Here is a 12,398-nt window from a genome sequence, read left to right on the forward strand (position 1 = left end):
GCGGCCGGCGCCAGGTCGTCGGGGAGCACCGGCGCCGGGGTCCACGCGGCCGGCTCGCGCGGCGGCTCCTCGCTCCACATGCCCGCACCCTAGGAGCCACCTACGACAGTTTGTGCAGGTCGGGTGGGGTGTGATGGGGACGGCCCGCGACCGACCTCAGGTGCCGAGTGCCGCCAGCGCATCGGCCGCCGCGCGGTCGGGCGGGAACACGGGATACAGCACCCGGTCGACCCGGCCCTCGCGCAGCACTATCGTGAGCCGTCGCAGCAGCGTCGTCCCCTCGACCTCGAACGTCGGCAGCCGCAGCGCGGACGCCAGCTCCAGGCGCTCGTCGCTGAGCAGCGAGTAGCCCAGCCGCAGCCGCTCGGCCGCCTCCGACTGGTACTCCGGGTCCTGCGTCGACAGGCCGAACACCTCCGCCCCGGCTGCGGCGAAGTCGGCCGCGAGGTCGCGGAACGAGCACGCCTCGGGCGTGCAGCCGCGGGCGCCGGGGATGTCGTCCCAGCCCTGCGGCGCCTCGACGCCCGGCCGACCGGTGCGCGGGTAGGCGAAGACGACCACCGGGCCGGACCGGCTCTGCTCGGCCAGGTCCACCGTCCCCCCGCCGGTCGCGACCAGGCGCACCGAGGGCACGGGCGAGCCGGGGAGGTGGTCGGCGGCGCCGTCGTCCTCGGGCACCGGCAGGTCGGCGGGCAACGCGTTCGGGTCGAGGGTCACGACCGGACGGTAGGACCTCCGGCCCCGCGGGGGAGCGGCCGGCCGCGCGCCGGGACCTGGCCCGCGGGGGCGGCGACCGGGAGGGTGCCCCGAGGACGACCGCGGAGGACCGAGGACGACGACGGAGGAGGGCAGCGGTGGCGAGGATGCTGAACGCCCGGGCGACCTGGGCCGTGCTGCGCGCCGGCGACCTGGGCGCCCGGCTGCGGACCCTGCGCGACGGCCAGGCGACGCTGCGGCTGCACATCGGCGCCGCGGCCCTGGCCACCGGCGTCCTCGCGTCGCTGCGGGAGGGCGCCCTCGCCACGGAGGAACTCGCCGCGCGGACCGGCGCGAGCGCGCGGCGGCCGTTCGAGGCGCTGCTGCGGGTCTTCGCCGCCGCCGGTTTGATCTCCGACCGGGGTGGTCGGTGGCGGCTGGCGCGGCGGGGTCGGGCGCTCCTGGACGACGAGTGGGTCCGCGCCGCACACGAGGCCTTCACCTCCTACCAGGTCGACCTGTACCGGGAGATCGGTCCGCTCCTCGCCGGCGGCCCCCTCCGGCGGGACGTCGACCGGCACGGCGGCCTCATCGCCCGCCTGTCCACCGGGTTCGAGCCCTTCGTGCTCGGCGACCTCACCCGCCGCATCTCCACCGTCGGCCCGCGCCGGGTGCTCGACGCCGGCTGCGGGGCGGGCGTCAACCTGGCGACCATGCTGTCGGCGGCACCCGGGGCGACCGGCGTGGGGGTCGACACCGATCCGGACGCCGTCGCCCTGGCGGAGGGCACCCTGCGCGCCTGGCGCCTCACCGACCGGGCGCGGGTCGTCCACGCCGACGTCCGCGACCTGGTGCGGGAGCGCGCCGACGCGCTGGCCGAGCCGTTCGACGTCGTCCTGCTGGCCAACGTCGTCTACTACCTGCCGCCGACCGAGCGGGTGGACCTGCTGCGCGACCTCGCCGGGCTGCTGGCACCCGGTGGCGTCGTGCTGGTCGTCACCACGGTCGCCGAGGCGACCCTCGGCAGCCGGCACCTGGACCTGCTGTTCCGTGCGCAGGAGGGCCAGATGCAGCTCCCGGACGACGGCGAGCTGCGCACCCTGCTGCGCGATGCCGGCCTGGGGTCGGTCGAGGTGACGCGGCTGCTTCCGGGCGCCCCGCTGGCGATGGCGTCCGGATCAGCCCCAGCGGCGGAGGCGGCCGCCACCCGGCGCTGATCACCCCCAGGTGGGGTGCTCGTCGGGGTGCAGCTGCGGCCCGGCGACCCCGCAGTGCACGCACCGGTCGATCCGGACCCGGTCCTCGCGCGTCGCCGCGGCGGCCGGTTCCGCCGCCCCGGCCGGTTCTGCTGCGCCCGCCAGCTCGCCCGCGCCCGCCGGCTCGCCCGCGCGCGCCGGCTCCGCCGCGCCCGCCGGCTCGGCCGCGCGGGCCGGTTCCTCCTCGGCGGTCGACAGCGGACGGCGCACCGAGACCAGCGCGACGAGGCCGCCGCCCGCGAGCAGGGCGGCGATCAGCAGCATCGCCGTCCGGTAGCCGTCGCCGAAGGCGGCCGGGTCGGTGTAGTCCTCGCCCCCGATCCCGGCCACCACCGGGACGACGGCCACGGCCAGCAGCCCGGCCGCGCGGGCCACCGCGTTGTTCACCCCCGACGCCACCCCGGCGTACCGGTCGGGTGCCGCGTCGAGCACGGTCGCCGTCAGCGGCGCGACGGTCAGCGTCAGACCGGCCCCGAAAACCAGCGCACCGGGCAGCACCTCGAGCAGGTACGGGGCGTCGGCGCCGATGCCGTGCAGCAGCAGCGCCCCGACCGCGGCCACGAGCGGGCCCGCCGTCATGAACAGCCGCGGGCCGAAGCGCTGGGCCAGCCTCCCGACCCGCGACGAGAACAGCAGCATCAGCACGGTCACCGGCAGCAGCGCCGTGCCGGCGAGCAGCGGGCTGTAGCCCGACACCACCTGCAGCTGGAGGACGAGCAGCACGAACAGCGCGCCCAGCCCGGCGTACACGAGCAGCGTCACGGCGTTGGCCGCGGTGAACTGCCGATCGGCGAACAGCCGCGGCGGCACGAGCGGGTGCGGGGAGCGGCGCTCCACGGCGACGAAGGCGGCCAGGGCGACGATCCCGACGGCGCCGGTGACGCCCACGGCCGTCAGCGAGCCGCTGCTCCCGCCGGCCGCGGTGAGCGCGTAGGTGAGCCCAGCCAGGCCGACGACGACGGCGACGGTGCCCGGCCAGTCCAGGCGCGAGGCGGCCTCGGGGTCGCTGGTCTCGGGCACGTGCCGGACGGCGACGAGGACGATCACGACCGCGAGCGGCAGGTTGACCAGGAACACCGCCCGCCAGCTCCACTCGACCAGCCAACCGCCGACGAACGGGCCGATGGCGGCCGCGATTCCCCCCAGCCCCGACCACGCCCCGACGGCCGCCGCCCGGTCCTTGCCGTGGAAGCTCGCCGAGATGATGGCCAGGCTGCCCGGCGTCAGCAAGGCCCCGCCGATGCCCTGCAGCGCCCGCGCGGCGACCAGCGTCCCGATGTCCGGCGCGAGCCCGCACAGCAGCGAGGCCACCGCGAACCACACCACGCCGAACACGAAGATCCGCCGCCGGCCGAACCGGTCGCCCAACGAGCCGCCGAGCAGGATCAGCGCCGCGAGGGTGAGCGTGTACGCGTTGACCGTCCACTGGAGGCCGGCGAAGTCGGCGCCCAGGTCGGTGCCGATCGTCTCCAGCGCGACGTTGACCACCGTGGCGTCGAGCATCGCCAGGCCGGACCCCAGCACGGTGGTCAGCAGCACCCAGCGGGCCTGCGGCGTGCCCATGCGCAGCCCCTCGGGCTGCGCGACGGCTCGGCTCATCGAGGCCTCGTTCCCGCACCGCCGCGCCGTCCGCGGACCGGACGGTCCGCGGCGGTCCGGCGCCCATGGTGGCACCGGACGGCGGATCGCCGCCGCACGATCGCGCCTCGGCTGCTCAGTTCCCGCCCCGCACCGGGCGGACGGCGAGCAGCCGGGCCACCGCGAGCGTCGCGGCCAGCACCAGCAGCACGACCGCCACCACCGAGACGAAGGTCTCCCGCTCGATCGAGAAGCCGGAGAGGGAGGCCGTGACCACCCCCGCCGCGGTCGCCACCGCCCCACCGGCGGGCAGCAGACCGGCCACCCACCGGGCGGTCCGGGCGGCGTGCGGGTCGCCGCTCACGCGCAGCACCGCCCAGCAGCCCCACGACGCGAGCAGCACCGCGGTGACCGGGCTGGTCGTGTACATGGCGAGCACCAGGGCGCCGTGCGTGTTGCCGTGGCCGGTGCCGTACGCGGTGAAGTCCATGCCCAGCGACACGAGGGTGACCGCGAACCCGCCGACGACCCCGGCCAGGGCGACCGGCACCAGACGCCCGAGCCACAGCGCCCGCCAGGCCAGACCGCGCTCCTCGGCCCACCGGCGCGCCATGTCCGCGGCGTCCTCACCGAGGACGGCGGTGAGCGGCAGACCGTCGGCCTGCGCCCCGGCCAGTTCCGCGCCGAGCTCGTCGTGCAGCCGGCGACGCTCGTCGGCGCGGACGCCGATCCGCCGCCAGGTGCGTGCGGCGACGGCGAGGGCGTGCTCCCGCTCGGACCCGACCGCGCGAGTCAACTGGGTGTCAGGCACGGGAGACCTCCGGCATCGGGGCGGGGTGGACGCTGTGGGGAGAGGGGCGGAGCAGGGTGGTGACCGCGTCGGCGACCTCGGTCCACTCGGCTCGGCCGGACTCGAGCGCGGCCCGGCCGGCGGGGGAGAGCGTGTAGTACTTCCTCGGCGGGCCGGCGCTCGACGGCCGGGTCTGCGTCTCGACCAGGCCCGCCTTCTCCAGGCGGGCCAGCAGCGGGTAGGTCGACCCGCCGGCGACCGGCAGCCCCCGCTCGGCCAGCCGCTCGGTGAGTTCGTAGCCGTACACCGGCTGGTCCTGCAGCAGCGCGAGCAGGCAGAGGTCGAGCACTCCGCGGAGGACCAGGCTGCGGCGTTCCACCGGCGGACTCATGCCGAGCAAGCTAGCGGTGACCTGCCTTGCACAGCAAGGCACCACACCGGGTGTCGCCGAACCCGCGTGGGCAACCCGGTCTCAGGCGCGTCCGACCAGCCCCGCCACGATCTCGGCCGACAGCGCCACGAGTGGCAGGCCGCCGCCCGGGTGCGACGAGCCGCCGACCAGGAACAGCCCCGGAACCGGCGAGGCGTTGCCCGGCCGCAGGAAGGCCGCCCGGGCGCCGTTGCTCGACGTCCCGTAGATCGACCCGCCGACGCTGCCGGTGTCGCGGGCCAGGTCGGCCGGGGTGCGCGCGACGCACCAGCGCAGCCGGTCGCGGACGTCGAGCCCGCGCCGGGCCATCACCTCGAGCACGGTGGCCGCGTACCGGTCGGCCAGGCCCAGAGCGTCCCAGTCGACCCCGCCGTCCGGGTCGTGCCGCGGCGCGTTGACCAGCACGAACCACGATTCGCTGTCGCCGTCCGGCCGCAGCGCCGGGTCGTCGGGCGCGCTCACGTACACGGTCGGGTCGTCGACCGGCCGCGGTGCGGCGTGCCGCCCGGTGCCGAAGACCGCGTCGAACTCGGCGTCGTAGTCGTCCGGGAAGAGCACTGTGTGGTGCGCGAGATCCGGCGTCCGGCCGCGCAGGGCCAGGAGCAGCACGAAGCCCGACAGCGAGGGCGTGGCGCGCGCCAGGTCGCGCCGCACCCGGCGGGTGGCCGGCGAGGGTGGCAGCAGGTCGCGGTACAGGGCCGCCGCGTCTCCCCCCGACACGACGACGTCCGCGGGCAGCACGGCGCCGTCCGCGAGCTCGACCCCGGCGGCCCGGCCGCCGGACGTCACCACCCGGCGCACCGGGCACCCGGTCCGGACGACGGCGCCGCGCTCGACCGCCCGCTCGCCGACCGCCGCCGCCAGCCGGTGCAGCCCGCCGCGCACGTACCAGGAGCCGAACTCCTGCTCCGCGTACGGCACCGTGGCCAGCACCGCGGGTGCCCGGCGCGGGTCCGAGCCGGAGTAGGTGGCGTACCGGTCGAGCAGCGTGCGCAGGTGCGGGTGGCCGAGGTACCGCGCGCCCAGGCCGCGGAGCGTCCGCCACGGCGCCACGGTGCGGACGTCGGCGGCGCTGCGGGCGAGCCGGGCCAGCGTGGTCGCGCCGCGCAGCGGCGAGCGGAGGAACGGTGACTCGGTGACCCGCCACATCTCCCCGGCCCGCGCCATGAGCGCCGCCCACTGCGCGCCCGCGCCGTCGCCGAGCGCCGCGTCGAGCGCCCCGGGCACCCCGGTGCGGTGCCCGGGCAGCACGAGCCGCGTGCCGTCGGCGAAGCGCACTGCGCCCGCCGGATCGAGCCGCAGCAGGTCGACGGCGTCGTCGAGCGGGCCGCCGGTGGCGTCGAAGAGCGCGCGGAAGACCTGGGGCAGCGTGACCAGGGAGGGCCCGGTGTCGAAGGCGTGCCCGTCGCGCTCGAACCAGCCGAGCTTGCCGCCGACCCGCTCGCTCCGCTCCAGCACGGTCACCGCGTGGCCGAGGGCGGCCAGCCGGGCGGCTGCGGAGAGCCCGCCGAGCCCGGCGCCCACGACGACGATCCGGGTCACGGGGGCCAGGCTAGCCAGGCCGGTCAGCAGCGCAGCGCGAGGACGGCGAGGTCGTCGGACGCCCGTTGGGAGCCGTCGGCGTGGGCGGCGACGGCGGCGGCGACCGCCTCGACCGTGCTCTCGGCGTCCAGGTCGGCCGTGCGCTCGAGGACGGCGCACAGCCCGGCCTCGCCGAACTGCCGGCCGCCGGCGTCGCGGGCCTCGGTCACGCCGTCGGTGTAGAGCACGAGCGTGTCGCCGGCGGCGAGCCGGACGCCGGTCTCCGGCCAGCCGAGCCGGCCCGCGCCCTCACCGAGACCCAGCGGCACGCCGGCGTGCCCGAGTGCGGTGACCGTCCCGGCGGCCCGGCGCAGCAGCGGCTGGGGGTGGCCGGCCAGCGCCAGCCGCCCGGTCGCCCCCGGCAGGCGGGGCCGCAGCAGGAGGCAGCACGCGGTGACGAACGGCGCCGCGCCGGGCCCCTGCTCGAGCTGCAGCGCCGCGTCGACGGCGGCCAGCACGTCGGCCGGGCCACCCGCGGCGGCGACCGCGCGGGCGGTGTGCCGGGTGAGGGCGGTGCTCGCCGCGGCTCCCGCCCCGGTGCCGCAGACGTCGGCGATCAGCACCATCCACCCGCCATCGGGCAGGGGCATGACGTCGTAGGTGTCGCCGCCGACCACCGAGCGCTCGCCGCCGGCGTGGTAGCGGGCGGCCAGCTGGACGCCGGGGATCTCCGGCAGGCGGGAGGGCAGCAGGCTGCGCTGCAGCGTGTCGGCGAGCCGCCGGGCCTCCGACTCGGCGCGCAGCCGCCCCAGGAACTGGCCGATCTGCCGGCCGGCGGCGGCCAGCACCGCGAGCAGCTCGGACGGGATCGGGCGGGACCGCCGGGAGAACAGCTCGACGACGGCGAGGGTGACGTTGCCGTGCAGCACCGGGAAGGCGACCCCGGTGTGCACCCCGTCGGCGCGGGCGGCGTCCTGGCGGAGGAAGCGCGGGTCGGACCACAGGTCGCCGATGGCGACCGGGATCCGCTCGCGCCAGACCAGGCCGGGCAGGCCCTCGCCGGGTCGGAAGGTGCGGCCGAGGGTCTCGGCCTGCAGGCCCTCGATTGGCTCCCCGGGCGCGTTCCACGTGCCCGCGTAGTGGAGCGCCCCGGCGTGCTCGTCGGGCCGCCACAGGCTCGCGGCGTCCCAGTCGAGCTGGTCGCACAGCGTCGGCAGCAACAGGTGGAACGCCGCGTCGGCGTCCGGCGCCTCGGCCAGGGCGGTGGTCACCCGCAGGATGGCCGCCAGGTAGCGGCTGACCTGCATCTGGCGTTCGAGCAGCACCGTGGTGCTGGCGTCACGCAGGACGCCGACCACGATGCCGCCGTCCGGGCTGCCGTCGGCGATCCGGGCCAGGGTCAGGTCGACGGTCACCTCGTGGCCGTCGGCGTGCAGCCCGGGCACCTGGGTCGTCGAGCCGACCAGCTCGCCGCGGCCGGTGGCGAGGAACCGGCCGAACCCGGCGCGGTGCGCGCTGCGGAACCGCTCGGGCATGAGCACGGTGAGGGGGTGCCCGACCAGATCCCCGGGCGGGTGCCCGAGCAGCGCCGCGACCGCGGCGTTGGCGTAGACGACCTGGCCCGCGGCGTCGGCGACCACGACGGCGTCCGGCAGCGCCTCCAGCAGGGGAGCCCCGTCGGCGGTGGTCAGCACGGTGCCCCATCTCTGACCGGTGCGGCGCCGCGGCTGCTGCACGGCGCCGCGGCTGTTGCACGGCGCCGCTCACCTTCGCACAGTCGCGGCGCGCCGAGGAGTACCGGCGTCAGAAGGCGTAGCGCACCCGGAGCCAGGGCGCGTGCGCGGCGATCAGCTCCTGCAGCCGCTCGACGCCGGCGCGCTTCACCGCGTTGCGGTAGCGCACGTTCCACTGGCCGTTCTGGCTGCGCTTGGGCTGCTGCAGCTCCGGGCGCCACAGCAGCTGCTCGGCCTGCGGGTGCCAGCCCAGGTTGACCTCGTGCAGCGCCTGGTTGTGCGTCATCATGATCACTTCGGCCGCGGCCTGCGTCTTGGTGGCCGGCGCGAGGACGTCGTCCAGGTGCGCGAGCAGGGCCGCCCAGTCGGCCTCCCAGCCGTCGCGCAGGACGACGGGGGAGAGGTTGAGGTGCACCTCGTAGCCGGCCTCGACGAAGTCGTCGACCGCCGCGATCCGCTCGGCGATGCGGCTGGTGCGCACGTCGAGCACCGTGGCGTCGGCGTCGGGCATGAGGGAGAACCGGACGCGGGTACGGCCCTGCGGGTCGAGGTCGAGCAGCCGCCGGTTGACGAACTTCGTGGCGAACGACGCCTTGGCGGTCGGCAGCTCGCGGAAGGTCGCGACCAGGTCGGCGACGTTGTCGCTGACCAGCGAGTCGACCGAGCAGTCGCTGTTCTCGCCGATGTCGTACACCCAGCTGACCGGGTCGCACTGGTCGGGCTCGGGCTTGACGCCCTGCCGCGCGACGTGACGGCGCAGATAGCCGGTGATCTGCTCGATGTTGGTGAAGACGGTGATCGGGTTGGCGTAACCCTTGCGCCGTGGCACGTAGCAGTAGGCGCAGGCCATGGCGCAACCGTTGGCCGTGGACGGCGCGATCCAGTTCGACGAGCGGCTGTTCGGCCGCGCCGACAGCGACTTCTTGACGCCGAGCACCAGCGTCTCGGTCTTGACCCGCACCCAGCGGTCGACGTTGCCCTCGTTGCCGTGGAGTTCAGGGATCTGCCAGTGCGAGGGCACCTCGACCACCCGGGCGTCCGGGAACCGCGCCCGCACCTCGCGGCCGCGGGCGGAGTCGAGGGCGGCGGGCTCGGCGTAGATGTCGCGGACCTGCAGCAGGCGGGCGGCGGGGTCGGCGGTGCGCGGGTGGGCGGCGGGGACGGCGGCGGTGCCGGCAGCAGCGGTCATCGCCAGGTGCAGCACGGCGGGGGGACGCCGGATTCCGGTGCGAGACTGCGTCGGTGAGCACACCCGGCGGCGTCCGCACCGTCGACCTGAACGCCGATCTCGGCGAGGGCTTCGGCGTGTGGCGGCTCGGTGACGACGACGCGTTGCTCGGCATCGTGACCAGCGCGAACGTGGCCTGCGGCTTCCACGCCGGCGACCCGTCGACGATGCGCCGGGTGTGCACCCGGGCGGTGGCCGCGGGCGTCGCGATCGGCGCGCAGGTCTCCTACCGCGACCTGGCCGGCTTCGGGCGCCGCTTCGTCGACGTCGAGCCCGCCGAGCTGGCCGACGACGTGCTCTACCAGCTGGCCGCGCTCGACGGCGTCGCCCGGGCCTGCGGCGGCGCGGTCACCTACGTCAAGCCGCACGGGGCGCTCTACAACGCGACGGTCGCGCACGAGGCGCAGGCGCGGGCTGTCGTCGACGCGGTCGCCGCCTACGGCGCGGCGCTGCCGGTGCTCGGCCTGCCCGGCTCGGCGCTGCTGCGCTCCGCGGCCGACGCCGGGCTGCGCGCGGTGCCCGAGGGCTTCGCCGACCGCGGCTACACCCGCGAGGGCACGCTCGTGCCGCGCCGCGAGCCCGGCGCCCTCGTGCACGACGCCCGTGAGGTGGCCGCCCGGGCGGTGCGGATGGCCCGCGACGGCGTCGTCGCCGCCGTCGACGGCACGGGGGTGGCGGTCGCCGTGGAGTCGGTGTGCGTCCACGGCGACACCCCGGGGGCGGTGGAGCTGGCCCGCGCCGTCCGGACGGCGTTGACCGACGCCGGGCTGCGCCTCGCCACGTTCGGCGCCGACCCGGATCGCCCCCGGCCGGCCGGACGCTAGCCGCGCGGCCGCGGTCGGCGGATCAGCCGTGCGGCTCCGACGAGCGCAGGTCGCCCGGCTGCGAGCGGGCGGTGAGCAGGTCGCCGGGCTCGAGGCGGGCGGTGAGCAGGTCGACGGCGACGTCGTCGACCACCCGGTCGCTGGCGAACGCGTGCGCCCGGAGCAGCTCCAGGGCGGCGGACGCCCCGACGTCGAGATCGAGGCCGAGCTTGCCGATGGCCTCCCACACCGCGGTCCGGCGCTGCACGGCGGGGGCGTTCAGCCAGTCCGGACCGCGTTCGGTCGACCAGGTCGAGAAGATCGCCGCGTCGGCCAGCTCCGAGGTGACCAGCTCGCCGACCGCGAGCACCTCGAAGACGTCGAGGTGCGCCACCCGGTCGGGGTCGACCAGGTAGAGGTCCATCGCGCCGATGCCGACCAGCGCGCGCTGCAGCGGCAGGCCGACCACGGCGCGGTACGGCGTCCGCGCCACCAGCTTCTCGGTGAAGGCCGGCCAGCGCCGCTGCAGCTCCTCTTCCGGGGCGAACACCGGCTCGCCGGTCTGCTGCGCGGCCGTGCACGGGCCGGACCCGACGGTGAACTGGATGCGCTCGGCCTCGGCGGCCTGCTCCGAACTCGCACCCAGCGGCATCCGCCGCTGCTCGGCGTCGAGCAGGCTCAACCCCGCGCCGTCGACCGGGAGCATGGTGGCCGTCGCGCGGGCCAGCCGCTCGGGCAGCAGCTCCGGCCCCTCGAGCCCCGGCCCCCCGGCCGCGGCCAGCGCGGCCCGGAAGCGCTCGGCGATCGTCACGCGCTGATCGTCCCCCGCTCCCGCCCGTTCCGCCGTCCGGACCGCACGTCCGCGACCATGGACGGCGTGGACGAGCGCGCCGGTGGGGTCGCCGTGCTGCCCTGCGGCGACCGGGCGTTGCTGCTGGAGCTCGCCGACCCCGGCGCCGTCCGCGCCGTCGCCGCGGCGCTGCAGCGCGACCCGCTGGCCGACCAGGAGGAGGTGGTCCCGGCGGCGCGCACCGTGCTGGTCCGCCTCGGCCGGCCGCCGCGCGACGCCGACGTCCGGGCAGTGCGGGACCGCGCGCTCGTCGACCCGGTCGAGGGGCCACCGCCGGGCGAGGTGGCGCTGCCGGTCGTCTTCGACGGACCCGATCTCGCCGAGGTGGCCGAGCGCACCCACCGCTCCACCGGGCAGCTGGTCGAGGCCCTGACCGCGACGGAGTTCACCGTCGCCTTCACCGGGTTCACGCCCGGCTTCGGCTACCTCACCGGCCTGCCCGACGAGCTGCACGTGCCGCGCCGGGCCACCCCGCGCACCCGCGTGCCGGCGGGCTCGGTGGGCCTGGCCGGGCCGTACGCCGGGGCCTACCCCCGCGCCTCACCCGGCGGGTGGCAGCTGGTCGGTCGCACCGACGCGGTGCTCTTCGACGTCGACCGCGACCCGCCGGCGCTGCTGGTGCCCGGGGCGCGCGTCCGGTTCCGCGCGTGCTGACCGTGCTGGCGCCCGGTCCGCTGGCGACCGTGCAGGACCGCGGCCGGCCCGGCTGGGCGTCGATCGGCGTGCCCCGCTCCGGCGCCGCCGATCGCGCCGCGCACGACCTGGCCAACCGGCTGGTCGGCAACGCGCCGGACGCCGCCACCGTCGAGGTCACCGCCGGGGGGCTGCGGGTGCGGGCGGAGCGGGCGCACCTGGTCGCCGTGACGGGCGCGCCCGCGCCGCTGGCCGTCGACGGCCGCACGGTGCCGGTCAACGCGCCGTTCACCCTGCCGGCGGGCGGGGAGCTCGCCCTCGGCGTCCCGCGGTCCGGGCTGCGCAGCTACCTCGCCGTCCGCGGCGGGGTCGACGTCCCCCCGGTGCTCGGCTCGCGCAGCACCGACACGCTCTCCGGGCTGGGCCCGGAGCCGCTGCGCGCCGGGCAGGCCCTGGCCGTCGGCGGCCTGGCCGCCGAGGAACCGGTCGTCGACGTCGCCCCCGTCGCCGGCCCCGTCGACGCGCCGCTGCTGCGCGTGCTGCCCGGCCCGCGGCGCGACTGGCTGGAGGACGACGCGTGGCGCGCGCTCATCTCGCAGGAGTGGGCGGTCACCGCCGACAGCGACCGCGTCGGCCTGCGGCTGGGCGGCCCGGTGCTGCGCCGGGCCCGGGACGGCGAGCTGCCCAGCGAGGGCCTCGTGCCCGGGGCGCTGCAGGTGCCGCCGGACGGCGCCCCGGTGCTGTTCCTCGTCGACCACCCGGTGACCGGCGGCTACCCGGTGCTCGCGGTGGTGGCGACCGCCGACCTGCCCGCCGCCGCGCAGCTGCGCCCCGGCGACCGGCTGCGGTTCCGATCCGCGTAGCGGTGGTCCGGGACGTG

The 12,398-nt window shown here is 77.2% G+C and carries 12 protein-coding genes; 4 read left to right on the plus strand and 8 right to left on the minus strand.

The genetic code is table 11. The annotated features are described in order from the left end of the window. Positions 1 to 156 precede the first annotated feature (156 nt). The gene (locus OF117_RS15070) at positions 157 to 717 is read right to left on the minus strand and encodes a peroxiredoxin (protein ID WP_263553660.1); all 561 of its coding nucleotides are present in this window, start codon (positions 715 to 717) and stop codon (positions 157 to 159) included. Between the two features lie 146 nt (positions 718 to 863). Between OF117_RS15070 and OF117_RS15075 the strand changes: the two genes are divergently transcribed. Further along, positions 864 to 1,913, plus strand: a complete 1,050-nt coding sequence (locus OF117_RS15075; protein WP_263553829.1) for a class I SAM-dependent methyltransferase — start codon at positions 864 to 866, stop codon at positions 1,911 to 1,913. Here the strand turns inward: OF117_RS15075 and OF117_RS15080 are convergent, their stop codons facing one another. The 6 genes from OF117_RS15080 to OF117_RS15105 form a co-directional block, all read right to left on the minus strand. Next, positions 1,914 to 3,551, minus strand: a complete 1,638-nt coding sequence (locus OF117_RS15080) for an MFS transporter (RefSeq protein ID WP_263553661.1) — start codon at positions 3,549 to 3,551, stop codon at positions 1,914 to 1,916. Between the two features lie 115 nt (positions 3,552 to 3,666). Next, the gene (locus OF117_RS15085) at positions 3,667 to 4,341 is read right to left on the minus strand and encodes a hypothetical protein (protein WP_263553662.1); all 675 of its coding nucleotides are present in this window, start codon (positions 4,339 to 4,341) and stop codon (positions 3,667 to 3,669) included. Continuing rightward, on the minus strand, positions 4,334 to 4,711 hold the full coding sequence (locus OF117_RS15090; protein WP_263553663.1) for a PadR family transcriptional regulator: 378 nt from the start codon (positions 4,709 to 4,711) through the stop codon (positions 4,334 to 4,336). The genes OF117_RS15085 and OF117_RS15090 overlap by 8 nt, the downstream gene beginning before the upstream one ends. An 81-nt stretch (positions 4,712 to 4,792) precedes the next feature. After that, positions 4,793 to 6,292: a phytoene desaturase family protein gene (locus OF117_RS15095; protein WP_263553664.1), complete on the minus strand. Its 1,500-nt coding sequence runs from the start codon at positions 6,290 to 6,292 to the stop codon at positions 4,793 to 4,795. 23 nt (positions 6,293 to 6,315) lie between these two features. Continuing rightward, positions 6,316 to 7,965, minus strand: a complete 1,650-nt coding sequence (locus tag OF117_RS15100; protein ID WP_263553665.1) for a SpoIIE family protein phosphatase — start codon at positions 7,963 to 7,965, stop codon at positions 6,316 to 6,318. 109 nt (positions 7,966 to 8,074) lie between these two features. Next, the gene (locus OF117_RS15105; RefSeq protein ID WP_263553666.1) at positions 8,075 to 9,193 is read right to left on the minus strand and encodes a spore photoproduct lyase family protein; all 1,119 of its coding nucleotides are present in this window, start codon (positions 9,191 to 9,193) and stop codon (positions 8,075 to 8,077) included. A 53-nt stretch (positions 9,194 to 9,246) separates the two neighbouring features. On the opposite strand from OF117_RS15105, the gene OF117_RS15110 reads away from it, so the two are divergent. Further along, entirely contained in the window at positions 9,247 to 10,056 is an 810-nt protein-coding gene (locus OF117_RS15110; protein WP_263553667.1) for a LamB/YcsF family protein, read from the plus strand. Between the two features lie 22 nt (positions 10,057 to 10,078). Here OF117_RS15110 and OF117_RS15115 read toward each other — a convergent pair whose 3' ends face one another. Beyond that, complete coding sequence (locus OF117_RS15115; protein WP_263553668.1) at positions 10,079 to 10,846, minus strand: GAF domain-containing protein; 768 nt, start codon at positions 10,844 to 10,846, stop codon at positions 10,079 to 10,081. Between the two features lie 66 nt (positions 10,847 to 10,912). On the opposite strand from OF117_RS15115, the gene OF117_RS15120 reads away from it, so the two are divergent. Beyond that, positions 10,913 to 11,539, plus strand: a complete 627-nt coding sequence (locus OF117_RS15120) for a 5-oxoprolinase subunit B family protein (protein ID WP_263553669.1) — start codon at positions 10,913 to 10,915, stop codon at positions 11,537 to 11,539. Beyond that, positions 11,533 to 12,381: a biotin-dependent carboxyltransferase family protein gene (locus OF117_RS15125; RefSeq protein WP_263553670.1), complete on the plus strand. Its 849-nt coding sequence runs from the start codon at positions 11,533 to 11,535 to the stop codon at positions 12,379 to 12,381. Before OF117_RS15120 ends, OF117_RS15125 begins: the two co-directional genes overlap by 7 nt. Positions 12,382 to 12,398 lie beyond the last annotated feature (17 nt).

It is taken from the genome of Geodermatophilus sp. YIM 151500, assembly GCF_025716945.1.
In the GTDB taxonomy this organism is placed as follows: Bacteria; Actinomycetota; Actinomycetes; order Mycobacteriales; family Geodermatophilaceae; genus YIM-151500.